At 72.9% G+C, this 24,217-nt stretch carries 21 protein-coding genes and 1 pseudogene; 9 read left to right on the top strand and 13 right to left on the bottom strand.

What is annotated here, in order from left to right; all coding sequences use genetic code 11:
- Positions 1–49: 49 nt before the first annotated feature.
- The 8 genes from HCK04_RS05105 to HCK04_RS05070 all read left to right on the top strand — a co-directional run bounded on the left by HCK04_RS05105 (position 50) and on the right by HCK04_RS05070 (position 8,576).
- Positions 50–2,806 carry a bifunctional GNAT family N-acetyltransferase/acetate--CoA ligase family protein gene (locus tag HCK04_RS05105; RefSeq protein ID WP_142645705.1) on the top strand — a complete coding sequence of 919 codons (2,757 nt, stop codon included), beginning with the start codon at positions 50–52 and terminating at the stop codon, positions 2,804–2,806.
- A gap of 110 nt (positions 2,807–2,916) precedes the next feature.
- Positions 2,917–3,510 (top strand): DUF5998 family protein, encoded by a 594-nt coding sequence (locus HCK04_RS05100; protein WP_142645704.1) that lies wholly within the window; start codon positions 2,917–2,919, stop codon positions 3,508–3,510.
- An 87-nt stretch (positions 3,511–3,597) separates the two neighbouring features.
- On the top strand, positions 3,598–4,725 hold the full coding sequence (locus HCK04_RS05095) for a nucleotide pyrophosphatase/phosphodiesterase family protein (protein WP_142645867.1): 1,128 nt from the start codon (positions 3,598–3,600) through the stop codon (positions 4,723–4,725).
- Between the two features lie 127 nt (positions 4,726–4,852).
- On the top strand, positions 4,853–5,293 hold the full coding sequence (locus HCK04_RS05090; RefSeq protein WP_142645703.1) for a MarR family transcriptional regulator: 441 nt from the start codon (positions 4,853–4,855) through the stop codon (positions 5,291–5,293).
- Between the two features lie 41 nt (positions 5,294–5,334).
- Complete coding sequence (locus tag HCK04_RS05085) at positions 5,335–5,556, top strand: hypothetical protein (protein ID WP_142645702.1); 222 nt, start codon at positions 5,335–5,337, stop codon at positions 5,554–5,556.
- Positions 5,553–6,941 carry an MFS transporter gene (locus HCK04_RS05080; protein WP_205829870.1) on the top strand — a complete coding sequence of 463 codons (1,389 nt, stop codon included), beginning with the start codon at positions 5,553–5,555 and terminating at the stop codon, positions 6,939–6,941. The genes HCK04_RS05085 and HCK04_RS05080 overlap by 4 nt, the downstream gene beginning before the upstream one ends.
- 95 nt (positions 6,942–7,036) lie before the next feature.
- Complete coding sequence (locus tag HCK04_RS05075; RefSeq protein ID WP_142645701.1) at positions 7,037–7,621, top strand: hydrolase; 585 nt, start codon at positions 7,037–7,039, stop codon at positions 7,619–7,621.
- 142 nt (positions 7,622–7,763) lie between these two features.
- The gene (locus HCK04_RS05070) at positions 7,764–8,576 is read left to right on the top strand and encodes a sulfurtransferase (protein ID WP_142645700.1); all 813 of its coding nucleotides are present in this window, start codon (positions 7,764–7,766) and stop codon (positions 8,574–8,576) included.
- A gap of 468 nt (positions 8,577–9,044) precedes the next feature.
- Here HCK04_RS05070 and HCK04_RS05065 read toward each other — a convergent pair whose 3' ends face one another.
- The 4 genes from HCK04_RS05065 to HCK04_RS05050 are packed head-to-tail and all read right to left on the bottom strand — an operon-like array spanning position 9,045 to position 14,184.
- Entirely contained in the window at positions 9,045–12,065 is a 3,021-nt protein-coding gene (locus HCK04_RS05065; RefSeq protein ID WP_142645699.1) for a CHAT domain-containing tetratricopeptide repeat protein, read from the bottom strand.
- Complete coding sequence (locus tag HCK04_RS05060; RefSeq protein ID WP_142645698.1) at positions 12,062–12,595, bottom strand: hypothetical protein; 534 nt, start codon at positions 12,593–12,595, stop codon at positions 12,062–12,064. Before HCK04_RS05060 ends, HCK04_RS05065 begins: the two co-directional genes overlap by 4 nt.
- Positions 12,592–13,119 (bottom strand): sigma-70 family RNA polymerase sigma factor, encoded by a 528-nt coding sequence (locus tag HCK04_RS05055; protein ID WP_142645697.1) that lies wholly within the window; start codon positions 13,117–13,119, stop codon positions 12,592–12,594. The genes HCK04_RS05060 and HCK04_RS05055 overlap by 4 nt, the downstream gene beginning before the upstream one ends.
- 45 nt (positions 13,120–13,164) lie before the next feature.
- The gene (locus HCK04_RS05050) at positions 13,165–14,184 is read right to left on the bottom strand and encodes a S8/S53 family peptidase (protein WP_142645696.1); all 1,020 of its coding nucleotides are present in this window, start codon (positions 14,182–14,184) and stop codon (positions 13,165–13,167) included.
- Positions 14,185–14,376: 192 nt separating this feature from the next.
- Here HCK04_RS05050 and HCK04_RS05045 point away from each other — a divergent pair, with 192 nt between their 5' ends.
- On the top strand, positions 14,377–14,874 hold the full coding sequence (locus HCK04_RS05045; protein ID WP_179155579.1) for a DUF3145 domain-containing protein: 498 nt from the start codon (positions 14,377–14,379) through the stop codon (positions 14,872–14,874).
- A gap of 223 nt (positions 14,875–15,097) precedes the next feature.
- On the opposite strand, the pseudogene HCK04_RS05040 reads toward HCK04_RS05045, so the two are convergent.
- From HCK04_RS05040 to HCK04_RS05000, 9 genes and pseudogenes are all read right to left on the bottom strand, one after another.
- Positions 15,098–15,229: pseudogene (locus HCK04_RS05040) on the bottom strand (aldo/keto reductase); the annotation flags it as partial.
- Between the two features lie 220 nt (positions 15,230–15,449).
- Complete coding sequence (locus tag HCK04_RS05035; protein WP_142645695.1) at positions 15,450–16,871, bottom strand: carboxyl transferase domain-containing protein; 1,422 nt, start codon at positions 16,869–16,871, stop codon at positions 15,450–15,452.
- 15 nt (positions 16,872–16,886) lie between these two features.
- The gene (gene fabF, locus HCK04_RS05030; protein WP_142645694.1) at positions 16,887–18,119 is read right to left on the bottom strand and encodes a beta-ketoacyl-ACP synthase II; all 1,233 of its coding nucleotides are present in this window, start codon (positions 18,117–18,119) and stop codon (positions 16,887–16,889) included.
- A gap of 99 nt (positions 18,120–18,218) precedes the next feature.
- Complete coding sequence (locus HCK04_RS05025) at positions 18,219–18,458, bottom strand: acyl carrier protein (RefSeq protein WP_030505676.1); 240 nt, start codon at positions 18,456–18,458, stop codon at positions 18,219–18,221.
- 79 nt (positions 18,459–18,537) lie between these two features.
- On the bottom strand, positions 18,538–19,494 hold the full coding sequence (locus HCK04_RS05020) for a beta-ketoacyl-ACP synthase III (protein ID WP_142645693.1): 957 nt from the start codon (positions 19,492–19,494) through the stop codon (positions 18,538–18,540).
- Complete coding sequence (locus HCK04_RS05015) at positions 19,491–20,387, bottom strand: ACP S-malonyltransferase (RefSeq protein ID WP_142645692.1); 897 nt, start codon at positions 20,385–20,387, stop codon at positions 19,491–19,493. The genes HCK04_RS05020 and HCK04_RS05015 overlap by 4 nt, the downstream gene beginning before the upstream one ends.
- A 117-nt stretch (positions 20,388–20,504) precedes the next feature.
- Complete coding sequence (locus tag HCK04_RS05010) at positions 20,505–21,707, bottom strand: helix-turn-helix domain-containing protein (protein WP_142645865.1); 1,203 nt, start codon at positions 21,705–21,707, stop codon at positions 20,505–20,507.
- Between the two features lie 256 nt (positions 21,708–21,963).
- Positions 21,964–23,613, bottom strand: coding sequence for a DUF2079 domain-containing protein (locus HCK04_RS05005; RefSeq protein ID WP_168065659.1), 1,650 nt, complete (start codon positions 23,611–23,613; stop codon positions 21,964–21,966).
- A 151-nt stretch (positions 23,614–23,764) separates the two neighbouring features.
- The gene (locus tag HCK04_RS05000) at positions 23,765–24,208 is read right to left on the bottom strand and encodes a DUF350 domain-containing protein (RefSeq protein ID WP_142645690.1); all 444 of its coding nucleotides are present in this window, start codon (positions 24,206–24,208) and stop codon (positions 23,765–23,767) included.
- Between the last annotated feature and the right edge of the window lie 9 nt (positions 24,209–24,217).

The following is a 24,217-nucleotide window of genomic DNA, read 5'->3' as shown; positions in this document are numbered from 1 at the left end:
AAGGAATGTCTCAATCCAGGCGAAGCCGGACGCGGCTAGCCTCGATTGCGTGCACCCTCAGTACCCCGCCCACTGGGAGGCGGACGTCGTGCTGTCCGACGGCGGCACCGCTCACGTCCGCCCGATCAGGCCGGACGACGCCGACATGCTGCGCTCGTTCTACTCGCGCCTGTCCGCGGAGTCCATCTACTTCCGGTACTTCGGGCCGCGCCCCCGCCTGACCGACAAGGACGTGGTCTGGTTCACCAACGTCGACTACGACAACCGGGTCGCCCTCATCGCCACGATCGGCACCGAGATGGTCGCGGTCGTACGGTATGACCGGGTGCAGCCGCGCGACCACGCCGAGGTGGCCTTCCTGGTAGAGGACGCCCACCAGGGCAGGGGCGTGGCCGCGGTGCTGATGGAGCACCTGCGGGCCGCCGCCCGCGAGCGCGGGATCAAGACCTTCATCGCCGACGTGCTGCCGGGCAACCACCGGATGATGGGCCTGTTCCGCCAGGCCGGCTACACGGCGCAGAGCCAGTTCGAGGACGGCGTCGTGCGCATGACGCTCGACCTGTCCAGCACCGAGACCGCGCTGGAGGTCCGGCTCGCCCGCGAGCACCGCGCCGAGGCACGCTCGATCGCCCGCCTGCTGACGCCCGAGTCGGTCGCGGTCATCGGTGCGAGCCGCGAGCCGGGCGGGATCGGCCAGACGGTCCTGCGCAACCTGCTCGCCGCCGACTTCACCGGCCCCGTCTACCCCGTCCACCGGCACGTACGGGCCGTGGCCGGCGTGCGGGCCTACCGCAGCGTGTCGGCCATCGACGGCGAGGTGGACCTCGCGGTGCTGGCGGTCCCCGCCGAGGGCGTGCTCGAACTGGTCGAGGAGTGCGCGGAGAAGGGCGTGAAGGGCCTGGTCGTGGTCTCCTCCGGATTCGGCGAGACCGGGCCCGAGGGCCGGGCCCGCCAGGAGGAGCTGGTCCGCATCGCCCGCGCGTACGGCATCCGGGTGGTCGGGCCCAACTGCCTGGGCATCGCCAACACCGACCCCGCCGTACGGCTCAACGCGACGCTCGCGGCGACCCTGCCGGGGCGGGGGAGGGTCGGGTTCTTCAGCCAGTCGGGCGCGCTCGGCACCGCCCTGCTGCAACGGGTGGCGCAGCGCGGCATGGGCATCTCGACGTTCGTCTCGGCGGGCAACCGGGCCGACGTGTCCGGCAACGACCTCCTCCAATACTGGGAGGAGGACCCGGCGACCGACGTGATCCTGCTCTACCTGGAGTCCATCGGGAACCCGCGCAAGTTCACCCGGCTGGCCCGGCGGATCTCCCGCTCGAAGCCGATCGTGGTGGTCAAGTCGCGCGGCGTCCCCGGCGGGCACCGCGCGCCCGTGCTCGCGCTGCCCGACACCGCGCTGAGCTCGCTGTTCGCGCAGGCCGGGGTCATCCGGGTGGACGACCTGGTCCAGCTCTTCGACGTCGGCCAGCTCCTGGCGCACCAGCCGCTGCCTGCCGGGCCGCGGGTGGGGGTGGTCGGCAACTCCGACGCGCTCACGCTGCTCGCGGAGGAGGCGTGCGCGGACGCCGGCCTGCAGCCGGGCGTGCCGGTGAACCTCGGCGCCCGCGCCGGCGCCGCCGAGTTCGCCGCGGCCCTGCGGAGCGTCCTGCCGCAGGTGGACGCCGCCGTCGCGATCTACATGCCGCCCATCCCAGGAGACTGCCGCGAGGTGGCCGAGGCGCTGCTGGAGGTCGCGCGGGAGTCGGGCAAGCCGGTGCTGGCGACCTTCCAGGGCGCGCTGGGCATGCCGGTCGAGCTGCGGGTGACGGACGGCCCCGGCGACGACTCCCCCCAACGCGGGTCGATCCCGTCGTACCCCGCCCCGGAGGAGGCGGTTCGCGCGCTGGCACACGTCGTGCGGTACGCCCAGTGGCGCAGGCAGCCGCCCGGCACGGTCCCGACCGTCGAGGGGATCGACACCGCCGCGGCGCGGGAGATCGTCGCCGCCGCCCTGGCAGGCAAGGACGCGGCCGGTGAGGCATCCGGCGGGGGTGGTGCGGCAGGCGAGGGTGCGGTCGACAGGGGTGCGGCAGGCGAGGGTGCGGTCGGCAGGGGTGCGGCCGGTGAGGGGACGGTCGGCAGGGGTGCGGCCGTCGAGGAGCGGGAGATCGACGCGACCGCGCTGCTGGCCTGCTACGGCATCGAGGTCTGGCCCGCGTACGTCGCCGCCGACGCCGAGGAGGCCGTCGCCGCCGCCGAGCGGATCGGCTGGCCCGTGGTGGTCAAGTCGGCCGACCCGGAGGACGCCCGCCGCGCCGGCACCGTCCGCATCGGCCTCACCGAGCCCGCCGGGGTCCGGCAGGCGTACGCCGACCTCGCCGCGCTCCTCGGGCCGGGCACGCCGCTCGCGGTGCAGCGCATGGCGCCGCAGCCCTCGGTGCCCACGGTCGTCGGCGTGACCCAGGACCGCTATTTCGGCGGGGTCGTCACGTTCGGCCTCGGCGAGGTCACCGCCCGGCTGCTCGGCGACCAGGCGTACCGGCTCGCGCCGCTCACCGCCGAGGACGCGGCGGGGCTGGTGCGGTCGGTCCGCGCCGCGCCGTTGCTGTTCGGCGAGTACGGCTACCAGGCGGTGGCCGTGGAGGCGCTGGAGGACCTGCTGGTGCGGGTGGGACTGCTCGCCGACGCCCTGCCCGAGGTGGCCAGGATGGACCTCGACCAGGTCCTCGTAGGCGCGTCCGGGGTGGCCGTGCTGGGGGCGCGGGCCGTCCTGCGGCCCGTCACTGCGCTGCGCCCCGACGTCGGCCCCCGTCGCCTGAGCTGACCGGCGCGATGATCGACGCCTGAGCCGATCGGCCCGGCGTCACGCCGTGGGCGGAAAACCCGTCCCGTCGGGGTGTGAAACAGGTGTCCCTTACAGGGCAGGATGGACCCATGAGGGAAACCCGAGTCTCCGCCGCGGGCTTGCGCGAGGCCATAGATCGCAGCGGCTACTACCCGGATCTGGTGGCCGACGCCGTCGACTCCGCGCTCGGCAACGAGCCGGTCACGGCGTACGTCGTGCATCACGAGGCCACGTTCGACCCGGCGATGGAGGTGCGCAGGCACGTCACGGTCCTGGTCCTTTCGCCCACCCGGCTGCTGGTGTGCCACACCGACGAGCACCCGCCCGCCGAGGGCATGCCCGCCTCGCACGCCTCCACGACGACCGAGGCGGTGAGGCTCAGCCGCATCCAGTCGGTCGCCGTGACCAGAGTCGTGCCCGACCCCGCGGCGTACGCACCGGGCGTTCCCCCGACGGAGGTCACGCTCACGATCGGGTGGGGCGCGATCTCCCACGTCGATCTCGAACCGGCGACCTGCGGCGACGAGAACTGCGAGGCCGACCACGGCTACACCGGCGCGATCACGGCCGACGACCTGTCCCTGCGGGTCAGCGAGGCGGCCGACGGTCCCGAGGCCGTCACCCACGTGCTGACGTTCGCGAAGGCGCTGTCGGAGGCCACCGCCAAGGCGGCGACCACCTGACCGTTCCCCCTTGAGTCCCCCTTGAGCCGACGGGGAGGTGACGTGATCGATCCCCAGCCCTCGGGGGCTCCGCCCGGGGAGCCCACCATGGAGTCGCCGGTCGCGCCCGTGCCGTACGTGCCCGCGTACGGCACGGCCTCCCTGGCCGACCTGCCGGGCTCGCTGCTCGCCTCCCTCGGGCTGCCGACCGGCAACACGCTGGCGCTCGAGCCGGCCTCCCGGGTGTGCCTGTTCCTCGTGGACGGTCTCGGGGCCGAGCTCCTGGCCGCGCACCCCGGTGCCGCGCCGTTCCTCTCGGCCCATCTGCGCCGGACGCTCACGGCCGGCTTCCCCTCCTCGACCACGACCAGCCTGACCACCCTGGGCACCGGCGCCACTCCCGGGGAGCACGGCATGGTCGGCATCCAGATGGCCGTCCCGGGAGAGGGGCGGTTGTTCAACTGCCTGCGCTGGACGGTCCCCGGTCTGCCGATCGACCCGAACGTCTGGCAGCCCGCGCCGACCGTCTACCAACGCATGGCGGCGGCAGGCGTCGAGCCCGTTTACGTGGCGCCCGCGTCGTTCGACGGCACCGGGCTCACCCGCGCCGTCTACCGGGGCATGCGCTACTGGGCCGCCGAGAGCCCGGACGAGCGCGTCGAGGCCGTACGGCACGCGCTGCGCGAGACCGCGTTCGTCACCGTCTATTACGGCGACGTCGATCGCGCGGGGCACGTCAGCGGGTGGGGCGGCCGCGAGTGGCTCGAACAGCTCGCCATCGTGGACCGCATGGCCGAGCGCATCGCCGAGGCGCTGCCGCCGGGCGCGGCGCTGTACGTCACGGCCGACCACGGCATGATCAACGCTGCCGACAAGGTGGACGTGGATCTCCGTCCCGATCTGCTGGAGGGCGTGCTCATGCTGGGCGGGGAGGCCCGCGCCCGCCACGTCTACACCGCTCCGGGCGCGGCCTCCGCGGTGCTGGAGACCTGGCGGGAGGCCCTGCGCGGGCGGGCCTGGGTGGTCACCCGCGAGGAGGCCGTCTCGGCGGGCTGGTTCGGCCGCAGTGTCCGGCGCGAGTGGCTCGGCCGCATCGGCGACGTCGTGGCCGTGCCGTACGGCGAGTGCGTGATCGTGGCCTCGGCCGGGGAGCCGGTGGAGGCTTCCCTGATCGGGTATCACGGCTCGCTGACCCCCGCCGAGCAGAACATCCCGCTTGTAGAGATTCGCCGCTGACGCTGGTGCGGCCGTGGCGCTGCCGCCCCTGCGAGAGCCGCCGCCGATCCACATGCCCTTTGATCATCAGTCTGGACTGCGCAGTTTTGGGTGTACAGTCTGGACTGTCTTTCTTTGGGAGTGTGCCATGAGCGATGCCGTCTCTGAGGCGGCGGCGCAGGCGGCCGGCGACGTCTGGGTGGCGGTCAGCCGGCTCGTCCGCAGGCTGAGAGAGCTCGACACAGCGGGAGACCTCAGCCCCGGACAGGTCTCCGTGGTGGTGCGGCTGTTCAAGCACGGCCCGGCGTCGGCCAGTGAGCTGGCCGCGGCCGAGCGGGTCAGGCCGCAGTCGATGGCGGCGATCGTCCAGGCACTGGAACGGGCCGGGCTGGTCGAACGCCACCGCGATCCCGAGGACGGCCGGCGTCAGCTCGTCACGCTGACCGAATCGGGACGCGAGCGCCGCCTGGACGACCGGAGGGCGCGTGAGGCGTGGCTGGCACGGGCGCTGCAGGCACACTGCACCGAGGCGGAGCTGCGCACGATCATCGAGGCGATGGCGCTGCTGGACGCCGTGGCTCAATCGTGACCGGCCCAGTCGTAGCCGGGTCAGCGGTATCCGCGCCAGCGGTGTTCAAGCCGGTCGTGTCCGGGTCGGCGGTGTTCAAGCCGGTCGTGGGCGGGGCCGTTCGTGAACAGGGCACCGTCGTGGTCGGGCCGGAAGTGGCCGGGGCGGTTGTGCCAGCGCCGGTCGTGTCCGGGTCGGCGGTGTCCGAGGCTGAAGGGTCCGGGCAGGTCGCGGTCGGGGCCGTTCGTGAACAGGGCACCGTCGTGATCGGAGTCCGGGCATGACGCGCGTTGCCGCCGTCTTCCGGGTGGGACGCCGATCGGACTCCGGCGGCTTCGACCGCAGGCTGATCGTCCCGATGATCCTGGGCTCGATCCTCAACCCGATCAACTCGTCGATGCTGGCGGTGGCACTCGTGCCGATCGGCCGCTGGTTCCACGCCTCGCCCGCGCAGACGGCGTGGCTGGTGACGGGGCTCTACCTCGCCACAGCGGTCGGCCAGCCGGTCATCGGGCGGCTGGTGGACACCTTCGGCCCGCGGCCGCTCTACCTGACCGGCACGGCACTCGTCGGCGTCGCAGGGCTGCTCGGCGTGCTCGCGCCCACCCTCGGCGTACTGATCGTGTCCCGCGTCCTGCTCGGGATCGGAACCTCCGCCGCCTATCCCGCCTCGATGTTTCTACTGCGGGCCGAGGCCGACCGCACCGGCATGCGAAGTCCCAGCGGCATCCTGGCGGCGCTGTCGATCTCCAACCAGGTCATCGTGGTCATCGGGCCGACCCTGGGCGGCCTGCTCATCGGAGCGGGCGGCTGGCATCTCATCTTCGCCGTCAACGTGCCGCTCTCGGCCGCCTGCCTCGTCCTCGGCGCGCGGCGGCTGCCCCGCGGCTCCTCGGCCGCCCGGCGCGGCGGGGGACTGGACGTGCTCGGCATGGCGCTGTTCGCCGGCACGCTCACGGCGTTCATGACGTTCCTGATGAACCCGGCGTGGGACCTCTGGTGGCTGCTCGTGGTCGTCGTGATCGCCGGCACCTGCTTCGCCGTACGGGAACTGCGGACCGCCCAGCCGTTCCTCGACCTGCGGGTGCTGGGCGGCAACCCGCCGCTGCTGGCCACCTACGGCAGGCAGTGGCTGGCCTTCACGACCTCCTACGCCTTCATGTACGGCTTCCCGCAGTGGCTGCAGGACAGCCGGTCGCTCGGCCCCTCGGCCGCCGGGCTGCTGCTTCTGCCCATGTCGGCGACGGCCATCGCCGTGACCGCCCTCACCGGCCGCCGCCCCGAGGTGCGCGGCAAGCTCGCCGTGGGCGCCGCGGCGCAGATCGCCGCCTGTGTCGCGCTGCTGACGGCCGGCTCCGGCAGCCCGATATGGCTGCTGGCGCTGACCGGCGCGTTCGTCGGCGTCTCGCAGGGCCTCAACGGGCTGGCCAACCAGAACGCGCTGTACGCGCAGGCCGACCCGGCCCGCATGGGGTCCTCAGCCGGGCTGCTCCGCACGTTCGGATATCTCGGCGCGCTGAGCGCCTCGGCCTCCAACGCGACCTTCTACCGGGATGGCGCGACCACAACCGGGCTGCACGAGCTGAGCCTGCTTCTGCTGGGCGTCTCGGCGCTGCTGCTGGTCGGCACCCTCGTCGACCGGTCGCTACGGCGCGTCGGCCGCACCTGACCATCCCGGCCCATCCACCAGGGCCCATCCAGCCGGGCGCATCTCATCAGTGCCCATATCCCATCAGGGCCATCCATCAGAAAGGGAGCTTTCCCATGCCCGTGACCACGCTCGACCCCAGGACCGCGCTCGTCGTCGTCGACCTCCAGAAGGGCATCTTGGCCATACCCGGCGGCCCGCACTCCACGAGCGACGTGCTCGCCCGGACGGTGCGGCTGGCCGAGGCATTCCGGGCGCGCGACCTGCCGGTCGTCCTGGTGCGCGTCACCGGAGCGGCCGACGGCGCGGACGCCGTCCCGGGACGCACCGACCTGCCGCGCGCCGGGCAGGCCCGGCCCGACGGATGGGACGAGATCGCCGACGACCTGGCCGGGCACCCAGGCGACATCGTCGTCACCAAGCGCAACTGGTCGGCCTTCTACGGCACCGACCTCGACCTGCATCTGCGCCGCCGCCGCGTCACCCAGGTCGTGCTGACCGGAGTCGCCACGAGCATCGGAGTCGAGTCGACCGCGCGTGCCGCCCACGAGCACGGATACAACGTCACCCTGGCGACCGACGCCATGACCGACCTCGACCCGGAGGCCCACCGCAACAGCATCGAGAAGATCTTCCCGCGTCTCGGTGAGACCGGCACGACGGCTGACATTCTCGGCCTGCTCGCCGCGACCGGGTCCTGAGCCGCGCGGCCCCTGCCTGCTTCGCAGCGCGCTCTTTCGCCTTGGCACGTCGGACCCTGCCTGCCGCCGCACGGTGGACGCCGCCGGCTTGGCACAATGGCTGCGGCACCGTCCGGCAGGGGCGCGAAGGCAAGGGGATGGCATGAGCCCGCTGATCACTCCTGAGGAGCTCGCCGCGATCGGCGACGCCTCGATCCTCGACGTTCGCTGGCGGCTGGGCGGGCCGCCCGGCATCGAGGCGTACCACGAGGCGCACATACCCGGCGCGGTCTTCTGCGACCTCGACGCCGACCTCGCAGCCCCGGCCGGGCCCGCCGGACGGCATCCGCTGCCCACGCCGGAGGCGTTCCAGGAGGCGATGCGCCGCCTCGGAGTGTCCGAGGGCCGGCCGGTGGTCGTCTACGACGACGCCGACTCGACGGCGGCGGCCAGGGCCTGGTGGACGCTGCGTTACTTCGGCCACGGCGACGTACGCGTGCTCGACGGCGGGCTGCGGGCCTGGACCCGGGCCGGGCTCCCGTTGACCAAGGACGAGGCTCCCGTCCCGCCGGGCGACTTCACCGCGCGGCCGGGCGGGATGCCGGTGCTCGACGCCGACCAGGCCGCCGCGCTGGCGTCCGACGGCGTGCTGCTCGACGCCAGGGCGGCCGAGCGCTACCGGGGCGAGGTGGAGCCGATCGACTTGGTCGCCGGGCACGTCCCCGGTGCGATCAGCGCCCCGACCTTCGAGAACGTCGAGCCCGGCGGCCGGTTCCACAACAGGGAGTTCCTCCGCGAGCGCTTCAACAGCCTCGGAGCGGTCGAGGGCGTGCCCGTCGGGGCGTACTGCGGATCGGGCGTCACGGCCGCCCACGAGGTGCTCGCGCTGGAGATCGCCGGCCTGCCGGCGGCCCTGTACGTCGGCTCGTGGTCCAACTGGGTCGCCGACCCCAGCAGGCCGGTCGCGACCGGCTGACCTCGGCGCTCGGCTGCAGAGCTGGGCCCCGGTACGTGTGACCCGGCTGGAGCGCACGCCCCAGAGGGATCGTGTGACCCGGCCATGCTGGGCACGGTTCCAGCACTCGACCCTGGCGCCTGTCCCGGGGCTTTGCTCGCGGGGTCGGCTCCGGTGCTCGTCTGGGTGCTCGGCTTCAGCGCTGGACACTGGCGCTCGTGCCGGAGATCGGCTCGCGGGGTCGGCTCCGGTGCTTGGCTTCGGTGCCGGACCCTGGCGATCGTCCCGGAGCTTGGCTCGCGCGCTTGGTTCCGCTGCTCGCCTGGCTGCTCGGCTTCATTGCTGGATCCTGATGCGCGTCCTGGAGCTTCGATCGCATGGCCGGCTGCGATGTTTGGCTTCGGTGCCGGATACTGGCGATCGTCCCGGAGCCAGCTCATGACGCCTGACTCCGGCACTGGGTCCTGATGCTGGTCCGGCGGCGGGCCGTCAGCTCGTGGCGAAGGGTTCGTCGCCGGCGCCGAAGCAGACGAAGCCTGGCACTGCCGTCTTCTCGGCGGCCTGGGCGAGCGCCTCGGCGGGGGAGCGGCCCTCGGCCAGCAGCGTGTGGAAGAGCGTCATGAGCGTTCGCGCCTCGTCGTCGCGCACCGGCACGACACCGGCCACCACGCACGCGGCGTCCCCGTTGCGGGCGGCGCTGTCGAGGAAGGCCCCGGCGAGGCCCAGCGCCGCGCCGTCCACCGGGGCGTGGGCCATCCCGGCGTCGCAGGCCGACAGCACGACGAGACGGGGGATCCGCCGCGCGGTCAGCAGGTCGTAGGCCATGAGCGGCCCGTCGTCGAGCGTGATCTGCGACAGCATGGGCCCGCGCGGGCTGAACATCCCGTGCGCGGCGATGTGGAGCACGTCGGCCTGCTCGATCGCGCGGAGCACCTCCGCCCTGGTCGCGCCGATGCGCCGCCCTCGAGTGTGCGCGGCGGCGACCATGTCGGCCTCGGCCTCGGCGTGATCGAGCCCCGGCCCCGCGAGCGACAGCACCAGAGGGGCTCCGGCCGGGCCTCGGCGTGAGGCGAGGCACACGGTGGCGTCGGCGGCCACCGACACCGGCCTGCCGCGTAGCGAGGGAAGCAGCGGCCAGGGCAGCGTGTACAACGCTCCGGTGGGCACGATCGTCACCGGGCTGCCGGGCGGGCTCCCCGCCAATGACAGGGTGCCTGGACCGGATAGGAGAACGTGGTCGAGCGCGTACAGCTCGCCTGCGAGTCCCTCGTCCACTGACATGGGAAAAGCATCCACGCCGCCTGGCGCATCCCGCAGAGTGCTGCGCCCGTAGTCAAGCGGAGCGTCGGGTGGGGTGTCGCGCCTGGGGCCGGGCGGGGTGTTGCGCCCGGGGCCGAGTGGGGTCCCGTGCATGGGGTTGGGCGGGGTGTTGTGCTCGGGGTTGAGCAGGGTGTTGTGCTCGGGGCCGAGCGGAGTGTTGCGCTCGGGGTAGGGCAGGGCGTCGTGCTCGGGGCCGAGCGGAGTGTTGCGCTCGGGGTAGGGCAGGGTGTTGTGCTCTGGGCCGAGTGAGGTCCTGTGCATGGGGTTGGGCTCGGGATTGCGCCCGGGGCGGGGCAGGGTGTCGAGCAGGGCACGGCGGCGCAGGCCATACCTGATGCGCACGGTCGCCTCCACTGCCGCCTGGTAGCTGCCGAGGAACCGCAGCGTGCATCCCCCTGAGCCGGCCGTGACGGCGAACAGGTCGTCGCCGCGCCGTACGAGCTCCACGAGCAGCCCGGATCCGGCGGGTGGGTTGCCGTGCGGCCCGGACCCGGTCGGCATGCTGCCGTGTAGCAGCGGCGCGGGAACCGGGGCGCCGCGCACGACCGCCCGCCACCGTTCGGCCCATTCGAGCACGGTTCGGGCATCGCCCGTCCGTCGGGCCCGGTCGAGGGCGATCTCCAGGCCGAGCGCGGCGAGGTCCTCGGCCGGCCGTGCCGCGTGCACCCGCAGCTCCGCGTCCCGCGCCGCGTCACTGTCGCGCGGACCGGCCGCGTCACCGATGGGACCTGCCGCGTCACCATGCGGACCGGCGGTGTCGCCGTGCGGACCGGCCTGGTCATCGAGTGGACCGGCGTCGCCGGGGGAGTGCACGGCCTCGATTCCTCGGGCCGCGGCAATCAGGGCCTGATCGAGGTCCCCGTCCAACCGATGCCGCATCGCCACCGCGTGCCAGCGTACGAGCGGGCGGGTGGCGGTGGCGGCGTGGTCGAGCTGGGCGCGGGCCTGCGTGATCGCGCCCAGCCGTACGGCCGCCGCCGCGGCGGTGAGCCGCAGCGCGGCCGAGGCAGCAGGCCATCCGCACACCGCGAGCTCGCCGGCGCAGGCGACCAGATCGGTGACCAGGCTCTCGGCGTCCGACGCCTCGTGCGCGGGTGCGTCCGGTGGTGCGGGTGTCTCCGCGAGGCGGGCGCGCAGGACGACCTCCCTGGCCAGGGGCAGCCAGGCCGTCCTGCCCTGGGCGTCCAGCTCCGCGAGCGCCGTACGCGCCGTCGCCGCGGCCAGCGTGGCGTCCCCGGCGAGGAGCGCGGCCTGGGCGAGCAGCAGCCGTGCGCCGGGCACCGCCGCCTGCGCCCCGGCCGCCACCAGTTCGGGGACGGCCTGTTCGAGCAGCGTGCGTGCCTCACCGGGCATGCGCGCGGCCAGCAGCGCTTCGGCGAAGTCCGTGCGCATCACCGCGAGCCGTTCAGGAAAGCCGAAGAGGGTCGCCTCGGCCGCCTGGTATCGCGCGAAGGCGGCGGCGATGTCGCCGCGCCGGGCGGCCACGAACGGCAGGTTGCCCTCCGCCAGCATCGCGACGTGGTCCAGGCCGGCCGACCTCGCGAGCCGGGCGCACTCCGCGAGATCGGCCTCGGCCTCGGCATACCGCTCACGGTAGGCGTGCGCGAGGCCACGGTTGAGCAGCCCGCCCGCCCTGAAGTGGGCGTCGTCGCCCAGCAGGCCGATCGCCCGGTCGCAGTGCCGTACGGCCTCCTCGTGCCGTCCCAGCAGGATCAGGGCGACCGACCGCTGCACGCCGAGCCTCGCGAGGTCCGCTCCCGAGAGGTCCCGTTCGGCGAGGTCGGCGAGGCGCAGCCCGCCCTCGGGGTCGCCGAGCTGGGCCCGCACGGTGACGAGCGACATCCGGGCCTGCGCCACCCGGCGCGGAAACCCGCGCCCCGCCGCGATCGCCTCTTCCAGCCGCTCTCCGGCGAGCTCGAGGTCGCCCAGCTCGCGGGCGGCCAGCGCGGTCGCGCGCAGCGCCACCGACGCCGCCTCGCCGTACGCGCCCGCGGGTCCCGGCCACCCGGCCAGGTCCAGTACGGCTCTCGCCTCCACGAGGGCCAGCCGGGGGTCGGTCGCGGAGAGCCGTACGGCAGCCTCGGCCCTGCCGAGCAAATCGACGCCGTGCGGATCGATGGCGTGCGGATCGATGGCGTGCGGATCGACGCCGTGCGGATCTACGTCCAGCGAGTCCCCGGGCGGAGTCATGGGTGCACGTGGATCCAGCGGGTGAAGACGGGCGGGTGGCCGGGCCGGTGGCAGACGACGCTGACCCAGCCAGGCGGCAGGCCGGCCACCGCGAAGTGGCCGCTGCCGGAGGGCGTACGGACCTTGGCGATGTGCGGCGTCCGCACTTCGACCGTGGCATCCGGCCCGGGGGCGGGGGACACCTGACCGGCCACCTCCATACGCCCTCCGGTGACGGTCGTCTCGACGTCGATGACCAGGCCATCGGCACTGAACCGGCGGACACCGGCCTGCGCGGTCCCGGGCCGCGTCGTCTCGCCCTGTGCCGTCTCGGGCTGCGCGCGTTCGGCCTGTGCGTGTTCGTCTTGTGCCGTTCCGGCATCGGCGGCGGAGCGAGCCCCCGGCGGCACGGGAAGGTCGACCGGCCCGGCGGGCACGCCTCCGGGCACCCGCAGGCCGAAGACCGCGCGGGCGGCGGCCGACACGCCTTCCGGCACCGGGTCGGCGCCCGCTCCCATGCGCAGGGCCGCCAGCAGGTATTCCTCCCTCACGATGCGTCCTCCTCTTCCACAAGAGCGCGCAGGCGGGCCATGCATCGGGCCCGGGTGGGGCCGATGCTGCCGATCGGCAGGTTCAGACGGACCGCTATCTGGGCGTACCGCGCCTCGGGGTGGAGCACGTAGAGGCGGATGAGCGACCGGCACGGCTCACCGAGCAGGTCGAGCCTGCGCCACACCTGCCTGCCGAAGTCGGCGTCCACCACCGCAGCGGTCGGGTCGGGCAGTGCCGTGTCGGGCACGTCCAGGTCGGAGACCACCTCCCCGCGTGCCCTGCGGCTGAGCCGGGCGGCCTCGTGCCGGGTCGTGGTGACGAGCCAGGCGCCGATCCGTTCGGGGTCGCGGATCGTGTCCGCGCTCTCCACGAGCCGGAGCCATGCACCCTGTACGGCGTCGGCCGCGTCGGCGGTGCTCAGCCCGAACGCCCGGGCGACCGCCCACATCCTGCCGTCGAATCGGGCGACCAGGTCCTCCCAGGCGGCCTGGTCGATGGTGGCGAAGGAGTTGTCTGTCGTCATCCGTCACTCTGCGCGCTCGGGGGAAAGCGTATGGTGACGAGAACCTTACCGATCCCCGCTCGTCACGACCACCCCGAGATTCGCGACCCGCCTGTCGCCGTCGAGCAGGCGGCGTACGGCCTCCGCCGGCGGCACCTTCCGGCACAGGCGGGCGAGCGCGCCGGTGACGACGGCGGCGGCGAACGAGGTGCCGCTCCAGGTGGCGTAGCCGTGGAAGTCGCCGAACTCGAGGAAGCTGCTCGTCAGCCCGACACCCGGGGCCCAGACGTCCACCCATGGGCCGTACGCGGAGAACTCGGCCCTGTTGTCGCCGTCGAGTGCGCCGACCGCGACCACGCCGGGCAGTGCCGCGGGCCAGAAGGGACGTGACGACGCGGTGTTGCCCGCGCACGCGACGACGGCGGGGAAGCCCGCGAGCGCCTCGGCCAGCCCGAGGGGCGGCGCGTCGTCGAAGGTGTGCCCGCCGAAGGAGAGGTTCACCACGTCGGTCCGGCCGTCGCGCAGCACGGCGAGCGCCCGCAGCAGCGCCGCCTGGTCGCTGACGCCGTCGCTGTCGAGGAGGCGGAGGACGCGCAGCCGTACGCCGGGCGCGTGCCGCAGGATCAGCCCGGCCACGAACGTGCCGTGTCCCGCCTGCCGGTCGCGCACGCCGTCGCCGTCCGCGTCGGGCGTCTCGGCGATGTCGTCGTCGTACCACCGTGCCATCCAGGGGTGCGGCGCCAGGCCGGTGTCGAGGACCGCGGCGACGACCTCGCCCGGCTCACCCGGCTCGTACGGCGGGGCCGCCGCGGGTGCGGGCGGCCCGCCGGGCCCGCCGAAGAACAGCGGCTGGCCGGAAAGGACATGGTTGGGGGAGGCGGCGTGCCCGCGGTCGCGGAGCGTGGCCGTCAGGTCGATCACGTCGGTGCCCGGCGGCAGCCGTACGCGGTGGACCCGGCCGGTGCCCGGAAGGGGCTCGGAGGCCAGTGCCCACCGGGAGACGGCGGTGGGAGAGGAGGTCAGGAGTTCGTCGGGCCGGATCAGGGCGGGCCGTCCGGGGAGGGGTTCGACGAGCCGGCTGCGCATGGGAAAGCCTTTCCGTATTGATTACGGAGCGTGTCCTTCCCGAATTGGTTGGTCGCCAAGCACCAATCGGTATGACCCCCCTCTGGTGCCAGGCTGCAACGGACGGTAGTCTCTCCTACAGTCATCCAACCGTGATCATTCCAAGTATGAGGCCGTTGGGGAAGGCGCACCTCATGCGAATTGGGAGGTCCGGTGGCTGCTGCTCGTGGCGTCCTGTACGTCCACTCGGCTCAGCCTGCGCTGTGCCCGCACATCGAGTGGGCCGTCGCAGGCGTTCTTGGCGTACCCGTCGACCTGACGTGGACCGCCCAGCCCGCCGCGCCCGGGACCCTGCGGGCCCAGGCGGAGTGGGAGGGGCGTCCCGGCACGGCGGCGGCGATCACGTCCTCACTCATGGGCTGGCAGCGCATCCGGTTCGAGATAACCGAGGACGCTTCACCGGGTGTCGACGGCTCCCGGCACGCCTACACGCCGACGCTCGGCGCGTTCACGGCGGTCGTCGGCGCGAACGGGGACATCCTGATCCCCGAAGACCGCCTGCGCAACGTGATGCTGATGGCCGCCCAGGGCCGGGTCGTCCTGGAAGAGGAGCTCGACCGCCTGCTCGGCAAGCAGTGGGACGAGGAACTGGAGTCGTTCCGCTACGCGGGCGAGGGCGCGCCGGTGCGCTGGCTGCACGCGGCCGTCTGATCCTGTGCCACCGCGGTCTCAGCCCTGCGCCGCGGTGGCCTGAATCCTGCGCCGCGGTGGTCTGTTTTGCGCGGATCGTGATAACAACGCGCGGGTGCGCCTTATGAAAACCACATAGAAAGCCGCCTTTTTCGCAGATATACCGGGACTCATCCACGTCCGCACCCCCCGACGCGGACCCGAGGAGGAGCCCATGAGCGTTCTCGCCCGGCGGCTGGTCGTTGGCCACATGCGGGCCGTAGGAGTCGCTGGTGTCGATGTGGGTGACGCCGAGTTCCACGGCCCGGCGTAGCACGGCGAGCGCGGTGGCGTGGTCACGCGGCGGGCCCTACACCCCCGGGCCGGGCAGTTGCATCGCCCCATACCCGAGCCGCCGGCCGGCCGGCCCGTCACCCAGTCGCAGGACGCCGCCGGCGAGGCCGTGAGAACCAGCGGAATCGTCAAGTAGCGGATATCCGCCGCGAGAGAACGCGAAAGCGCCGGTCCCCGCGTTCAGGGACCGGCGCTTCCGGTGCGTCGTCCGAAAGGCGTCCTCAGATAGGCGCCGCCAGAGGGGCGTCGTCAGAGGGGCGTCGTCAGAGGGGGATGTTGCCGTGGGCGCCCCGGGCCGGGGTGGCCTGGGCGAGCACCCGGGCGATCATGCCGCGCGTCTTGGCCGGCTCGATCACCTCGTCGATCACGCCGAGGTCGAGGGCGCGCTGGAGGCCGCCCGCCGTCTTCTCGTGCTCCTCGGCCAGCCGGGCCTCGAGCGCGGAGCGCTCCTCCTCGGGAGCGGCGGCCAGCTCGCGCCGCTTGAGGATGCGCACCGCGGCGACCGCGCCCATGACCGCCACCTGGATGTCCGGCCAGGCGAACACCCGGGTCGCGCCGAGCGAGCGGGAGTTCATCGCGATGTAGGCCCCGCCGTACGCCTTGCGGGTGATGAGCGTGATGCGGGGCACGGACGCCTCGGCGAACGCGTGCAGCAGCTTCGCGCCGCGCCGTACGATCCCGTCGTGCTCCTGGCCGACCCCGGGGAGGTAGCCGGGCACGTCCACGAGCACCACCAGCGGCACCCCGAAGGCATCGCACATCCGGACGAACCGGGCGGCCTTCTCCGCGGAGGCGGAGTCGAGGCAGCCGCCGAGCCGCATGGGGTTGTTGGCGATGACGCCGACCGTGCGGCCGCCGAGGCGGCCCAGGGTGGTGACGATGTTCGGCGCCCACTTGGGGTGCAGCTCCACGCCGGGCTCGTCGAGCAGCCCCTTGACCAGCGGGTGCACGTCGTAGGCGCGGCGGGGGTTGTCGGGGAGCAGGGTGCCGAAGTCGACCTCGTCCACGTCGTCGCGCACCCGGCCCTGGTGGCCGAGCAGTACGGCGAGCTGGCGGGCCCGCAGCATCGCCTCGGGCTCGTCCTTGGTGACGACGTGGACGACGCCGCTGCGCTTGCTGTGCGGCTCCGGACCGCCGAGGGAGGCCATGTCGGTCTCCTCGCCGGTCACGCTGCGCACGACGTCCGGACCGGTGACGAAGATGCGGCCGCTGTCGGCGAGGATCACGATGTCGGTCAGGGCGGGGCCGTACGCGCCGCCGCCGGCCACCGGGCCGACCACGACGGAGATCTGGGGGACCAGGCCCGACGCCTTGGTCATGGCGGCGAAGACCCGGCCGACCGCGTGCAGGGACTCGGCACCCTCGGCGAGGCGGGCGCCGCCGGAGTGCCAGAGGCCGATGATCGGCACCCGCTCCCGCACGGCCACGTCGTAGGCGTGGACGATGTGCTCACAGCCCTCCGCGCCCATGGCGCCGCCCTGGACCCGGGCGTCGCTGCAGAACGCGACGACCGGCACGCCTTCGACGCGCCCGGACACCGCCAGCACGCCGCTCTTGTCCTCGGGGGTGATCGGCCGGATCGAGCCCTCGTCGAGCAGGTGGCCCAGGCGCACCAGGGGGTCACGGGGGTCGACGGCGGCGGCGTCGGCGGCGTCGGCCACCGTTCTGCTGTCCAGCACTGTCATTCGAGACTCCCTATGTCAAACCGTCGTGAAGGCCACGGCGACGTTGTGTCCGCCGAACCCGAAGGAGTTGTTGACCGCGGCGATCTGCCCCTCGGGGAGGTCACGCGGCTTGGCGCGCACGATGTCCACGTCGACGCCCTCGTCGAGGTCGTCCAGGTTGATCGTGGGCGGCACCACGCGCTCGGCCAGCGCCTTGATCGTGAACACCGACTCGATGCCGCCGGCGCCGCCGAGCAGGTGCCCGGTCATCGACTTCGTCGACGTGACGAGGGGATGCGATCCGATCGACTTCTGGATGGCCTGCGCCTCGATGACGTCGCCCGCGGGAGTGGAGGTGGCGTGCGCGTTGACGTGAAGGATGTCGCGGCCGGTCAGGTCCGCGTCGGTCAGGGCCTGGGTCATCGCCATCATGACGCCGCGGCCCTCGGGCTCCGGCTGGGTGATGTGGTGCGAGTCGGCGGACATGCCCAGGCCGGCCGCCACCGCGTAGATGCGGGCGCCGCGGGCCACCGCGTGCTCGTACGACTCCAGCACGACCAGGCCGGCGCCCTCGCCGAGGACGAAGCCGTCACGGCCCCGGTCCCAGGGGCGGGAGGCCCGCTCGGGCTCGTCGTTCCTCGTGGACATGGCCCGGGCCGCCGCGAAGGCCGCCATGTTCAGCGGGTGGATCGCGGCCTCCGTGCCGCCGGCGACCACGACGTCAGCCCGGCCGCTGCGGATCATCTCCATGGCGTAGCCGATGGCCTCGGCGCCGGACGCGCAGGCGGAGACGGTGGCGTGGACCCCGGCCATGGCGCCGAGCTCCAGGCCCACCCAGGCCGCCGGGCCGTTCGGCATGAGCATCGGAACGGTGAACGGCGACAGCCGCTGCCAGCCCTTCTCCTTGAAGGTGTCGTAGGCCGACAGCGTGGTGCCGATGCCGCCGATGCCGCTGGACACGCAGACGCCGAGCCGCTCGGAGGGAACCTCGGGGGCCCCCGCGTCCTGCCATGCCTGGCGGGCGGCGATCAGCGCGAACTGCTCACTGCGGTCGAGCCTGCGGGCCTCCGGCCGCGGCAGGACCTCGGCCGGATCGACGGCCGCGGTGCCGGCGAACTTCACCGGAACGGAGTCGACCCAGTCCTCGGTGAGCGGGCGGATGCCCGACCGCCCCTCGAGGAGCGCCGACCAGGTCGATGCGACGTCTCCACCGAGGGGCGTCGTCGCGCCGAGCCCGGTGACTACGACACGTACCCGGTCCTTACTCACTTGTCTGCACTCCTCTTGGTATCGGGGCGTGAAAGGGGGCCGGACGCGCCCTGTCGCCTCGCGGGAGGCGGGGCGGGCACGCCCGTGCGGCCGTGGAACTCAGGCCTGGATGAAGCTGATGACGTCCTTGACGGTCTTGAGGTTCTTGAGCTGGTCGTCGGGGATCTCGACGCCGAACTCGTCCTGGGCCGCGACGGCGATCTCGACCATGGAGAGCGAGTCGATGTCCAGGTCGTCCACGAAGCTCTTCTCCGGGGTGACCTCGTCGGCCGAAATGCCGGTGATCTCGTTGATGATCTTGCCGAGGCCCGCGAGGATCTCCTGCTCGGTCAGTGCCATGTCGCGATTACTCCTTGGATTTGCTGTCTTCCGGTTTCCTGGGTTGCCCCAGCTCTGTACGGCAGGCCGTACAAGTTCCTCAGGGGATCTCGATCACCTGGGAGGCGTAGGTGAGGCCGGCGCCGAAGCCCAGCAGCAGCGCCAGACCGCCCGACTGGACCTCGCCGCGCTCGATCATGCGCGAGAGCGCGAGCGGAATCGACGCGGCGGAGGTGTTGCCGGCGAGCACGATGTCCCTGGCGACGACGGCGTTGTCGGCGCCCAGCTTGCGCGCGATGGACTCGACGATCCGCAGGTTCGCCTGGTGGGGGACGAAGGCGGCCAGGTCGGAGGGGTCCACGCCCGCACGTTCGCAGGCGAGCCTGGCCACCGGGTGAAGCGCGGTGGTGGCCCAGCGGAACACCGTCTGGCCTTCCTGATAGAGGTAGGACCGGCGGTCCTTGACCTGGATGGCCTCGGCCTTGTCACCGGCGCTGCCCCAGGCCACCGGGCCGATGCCGGGCCGGTCGGAGGGGCCCACGACCGCGGCGCCCGCGCCGTCGGCGAAGATCACGGCGGTCGAACGGTCTTCGCTGTCGACCCACTGGCTGAGCTTCTCGCTGCCGACCACCAGCACGTTGGTCGCCGAACCCGACCGCACCGCGTCGGACGCGGCGGCCAGCGCGTAGCAGAAGCCGGCGCAGGCGGCGTTGATGTCGAAGGCGCCGGGGGCGGTGATGCCGAGCCGGTGGGCGACGCGGCCGGCGGCGTTGGGGATGGGGGCCTCGATCGTGCAGGTCGCCACGATCACCAGGTCGATGTCGTCGCTGGACAGGCCGCTGGCCGCGAGGGCCTTGCCACCCGCCTGCACGGCGAGGTCGATCTCGGACTCCTCCGGGCCCGCCACACGGCGTTCCTTGATGCCGACGCGGCTCTGGATCCACTCGTCGTTGGTGTCGAGCCGGGCGGCGAGATCGTCGTTGGTCACGACGTTGGCGGGCTGATAGCCACCGAACGCCAGGATCCTCGCCGCGGGGGCGCCTTGGCCGAGCTTCACTGCAGCACCTCCCGGGCGGTGTCCAGGTTGTCAGGGGTCTTGAGCGCCACGGTCTTCACTCCGGGCAGGGCCCGCCGGGCCAGGCCGGTCAGCGTGCCGCCGGGCAGCAGCTCGATCATGGCGGTGACGCCGCGCTCGGCCATCGTCGCCATGCAGGCGTCCCACCGGACCGGGCTGGCCACCTGGTTCACCAGCCGGTCGAGGAACTCGGCACCGCCGGAGACGGCCGCGCCGTCGGAGTTGGACAGCAGCGTGACCGACGGGTCCGCGGGGGTCAGCGCCGCGGCCTCGGTGCGCAGGTGGTCGACGGCGGGGGCCATGTGGACGGTGTGGAAGGCTCCGGCGACCGCCAGGGGGCGCACCCGCGCCTTCTCCGGCGGCTCGGCCGCGAAGGCCTCCAGCTGCGCCAGCGTGCCGCCCGCGACGATCTGGCCCGCGCCGTTCATGTTGGCGGGGGTCAGTCCGTGCTTGGAGATGGCGGCGAGGACGTCCTCCTCCGCGCCGCCGAGCACCGCGGTCATGCCGGTCTCGGTGACGGCGGCGGCCTTGGCCATCGCCCGGCCGCGCTCGCGCACCAGGGCGAGGGCCTGTTCGGGGGTCAGCACCCCGGCGATCGCGGCCGCGGCGAGCTCGCCGACGCTGTGTCCCGCGACCACGTCGGGCCTGATCCCGAGCGTCTCGAACGACGCCAGGGCGGCGGCCACGAGCAGGGGCTGGGCCACGGCGGTGTCGCGGATCTCATCGGCGCCCGCGGTCGTCCCGTACGCCACGAGGTCGAGCTCCACGATCTCCGACCACGCGGAGATCCGGTCGCGGAACTCGGGTATCTCGAGCCACGGACTGAGGAATCCTGGGGTTTGGGCGCCTTGGCCCGGAGCGACGATGACGAGCACGTACTCAACCCTGCCCTGTAGAGGTTCACCACACTGATGGAGATCCGAACGAACTTTGCCGCTGCCGTGTTGTGGGGTACCTACAGTTTCGGTGTCGAGCAGATTAAGGCACCCGGCTCAGGTTACGGACAGACGCCCGAGTATGAGACCCACCTGGAGGGTGAATGCGGACCGCCCCTCCGTGGGCTGATACCCGGTCAGTTCCGTGATCTTACGTAGACGGTATCGCACGGTGTTCGGATGGACGAACAGCAGCCTGGCCGTCGCCTCAAGCGAGGTCCCCTGCTCCAGGTAGGTCGCGAGCGTGTCGAGCAGCGGGGTCCCGGCGAGCGGTTTGTAGACGTTCTCCACAAGCTGGGCGCGGGCGTCCTCGTCGCCGTCCAGCGCGCGCTCGGCGAGCAGGTCCTCGGCGAGCACCGGGCGCGGGGCGTCGGGCCACCCGGCGGCGGCACGCAGGCCCGCGATGGCGGCGCGGGCCGACCTGGCCGCCGCGTGCAGGTCGGGCACCTCTGGCCCGATCACGACGGGCCCGGGGCCGAAGCGCGCCACCACGCCGCGCGCCGCGTCCTTGACGCCGTCCGCGCCGCCGACGATGACGATGAGCCGGTCGCCCTGCACCCCGGCGAGCAGCTCGTGGCCGAGACGGCGCCCCTTGTCGCGCAGGCCGTCGATGACGCTCTGCGGGTCCTCGTCCGGGGCGTACCCGGCGAAGACGACGACCGGCGCGGAGGTCCAGCCGAGCGCGGCGGCCCACGAGTGCAGCCCGTCGTCGACCTGGCCGCGCACCAGCGCGTCCACGATCAGCGCCTCAAGCCGCGCGTCCCACGAGCCGCGCGCCTCGGCCTCCCTGGCGTACACCTGGGCGGCGGCGAAGGCGACGTCGCGGGTGTAGCGCAGCATCGCGTGCCGCAGCAGCTCCGCGCCGCCGGGCGCGGCCAGCTCCTCGACCTGGGCCTCGACGACCTCGACGACGATGCGGACGAGATCGACCGTCTGCTGGAGCGACACGCTGCGCTTGAGCTCGCGCGGCGCGGTGCCGAAGAACTCGATGCTCGGCGTCGGCCGCCCCTCGCCCGCGTGGCCGAACCACTCGACGAACGCCGCGATCCCGGCCTGCGCCACCAGGCCGACCCACGACCTGTCCTCGGCCGACAGCGCGCGATACCAGGCCAGCCGCTCCTCCATGCGGGCCATCGCGGCCGTTCCGAGGCTGCCCATGGCGCGGTCGAGCCGCCGCGCCGTGTCCTCCCGGATCCTGTCGTCCTCCCGGATTTTGTCGTCCTCGCGGATCCTGTCGTCGTCCCGGACGCCGTCGCTCATCGGCACACCGTCTCCGGCCGTCCGGACGACGTCGTCGTTCTGCCCGTCCGTACGCATCTGCCCGCCGTTCCACGCGCCCCGCTCGCTCACGCCCTCTAGCGTGCCAGGTCATCGCATTGATCGTGCCGTACGGGTGTGTGGGCGGCGTCACCGCAGGTCGGAGCGGCGGGCCGCGGGCTCAGGAGCCGACGCGGCCCAGCGGTCTCGGGCGCCGACGCGGTGCGGCGGTCTCGGGCGCCGATGCGGCGCGGCGGCCTCAGGAGCCGATGCGGTGCAGGACGACGATGTCCTGGCGGTCGAAGCGCAGCTCGTAGCCCTCGGTCAGGTAGCTGTCCACCACGCCGCGCAGGTCGTTGTTGACGGAGGCCACGATCCAGGGCGTGCCCCGCTTCTGGTAGTCCCACCACAGCACGGTCGCCCGGCCGGACAGCCGCGCGCCGAAGTCGTCGCTCGCCTCCACCACCGTGCCTTCGGGGACCATGCTGATGGCCTGCTCCCTGGCCTCCGTACGGGGATCGGGCTGGTAGAAGTCCGGGCTCATCAGGTTGTCGAACGGCCGGTAGGGGACCGTGGTGACCGCGACCGCGAAGACCGCGGCGGCGTAGGCCAGCCGCAGGCCGTGCCCGGGGCGCGGCACCCCGCGCCGCTCCAGCCACCGGATGAGCCGGGCGGCGCCGTCCACCCCGGCCATCAGCAGGACCATGATCACGAACGCGTCGTAATGCCAGCCGGTCGACCACCAGTTGTCGGAGTCGGCGAGCAGCCGTTCGAGGATCAGCGGCAGCGCAGCCAGGAACAGCGGGGACAGCAGGCACAGGAACAGCGCCGGCCACAGCAGCAGGCCCCAGGTGTCCCACTTCGAGTGGTCGTCGAAGAGCATGCCCACGAACTGGAGCGGGTGCGTGACGGCGCTCCACAGCATCTGCGGCAGGTCATCGCCGAGCTTGGAGTAGCGCGTGTAGTAGGCCGGGTTGCCGCCCGCCAGCGGAATCAGGAACTTGCGTACGACCTCGAACACGGCCACGCCGGTGAAGACCAGCCCGGTCCCGAGCCTGCGCTGCCCGGTGAAGAACAGCCAGACGCCGAGGCCCGCCACCATGAGGCCCAGGTCCTCCTTGGTGAGCAGGAGGCCGGCCACCGCGAGCAGCCCCGGCAGCCGCCGCCCGGCGTGCAGCCGCTCGACGGCGATCGCGCTCAGCAGAGGCACGAAGGCCACCTCGTGGAACTCCACCGCCGTCGCCTGCGCGATCGGCCAGGAGATGGCGTACGCCACGGAGACGAGGTAGGCGTGCGGCGTGCCCAGCACGCGGCGGGTGAACTTCCACAGGAACGGGATGGCCAGGGCGAACAGCACGGCCTGCGCGACGAGCAGCGTCTCGGGCCCGTCGTGCAGCCAGTAGAACGGCGCCAGCACGGCCAGGATCGGCGAGAAGTGGTCGGCGAGCTGGATGTAGTCCATGCCGAAGCCGCCGGTGACCCCGCGCAGCGGCACGGTGGGCGCCGAGAAGTGCGAGTATCCGCGCACCGCCTCGTCGAAGATGACCAGGTCGTAGGTGGCCACCTGGAAGTGGGCGAGCCTGAGCAGCGAGAGGGTGCAGTTGAGGGCCGTCGACAGCGCGCAGAGCACGGACAGCGCGATCAGGTGCCGGTTGGACCGCAGGATCCCCGCGGACGGGCCTTGCGGGTCCGCCTCGCCGTCCGGCCGCTCCTGCGGCTCGGCGGTGGCCGTGGCGTCGGGGGTCTCCGCGGGCTCTGTCTCGCCTGCCGCCCGGGTGCCTGCGGCGTCTCCGGGCTCCGCGACGGCCGTTCCGTCCACGGCGGCTGCCTCCAGGGTGTCGTCGGGGTCGCTGCTTTTCCGGGGCGGCTCCTCCGCCGGTCGCCCGGACGCCGTGGTCCCCGTGAACACGAGGAGGAGAGTAGGCCCTACGGGCAGGAACGGTCTATACGGGCGCATCTCCGGAAACTCGCTGCCGCGGCGTACGGCGCTCCCACCTGGGGCTCCTCACGCGCGCCCATGAATCTTTCATGGGCGCGGGGCCGGAGGTCGCCGGCGCCGGTCAGATGACGGCGACGGCCGTGATGAGGCCGATGAAGAAGTGCGTCACGCCGAGGAGGACGGCGGCGGGCTGCAGCGTCGTTTCCTGGACGAGTTCACGCACCGAGATGCCGGCGACCTTGTCGAAGGCCACCATGCCGAGCGTCTGCACGGCGATGCCCACCAGGCCGAACACGAGCGTCGCGAGCAGCCCTTCCTGCAGCGCGCCGCCCGACGACCAGATGGAGGCCGCCACGACGAGCCCAACGCCGGCGACGCTGGAGGCGGCCAGCATCGTGGCGTTGGGATTGCGGTCGGTGCGGATGACCTTGCTGAGCCGCCCGGGCGTCGCCAGGTCGATGACGTAGAACCCGGCGACGAGCAGCAGCACGCCCAGGATGGCGTACGCGAGGATCGCCAGGGCGCCGTGCGCGAGCACGTCGCCGATGGAGGTTGTGGTGTTCACGGGGGCCTT

Source organism: Microbispora sp. CL1-1 (genome assembly GCF_012034195.1).
In the GTDB taxonomy this organism is placed as follows: Bacteria; Actinomycetota; Actinomycetes; order Streptosporangiales; family Streptosporangiaceae; genus Microbispora.
The sequence above is the reverse complement of the archived record's forward strand: the minus strand, read 5'-3'. Positions and strand labels throughout refer to the sequence as shown.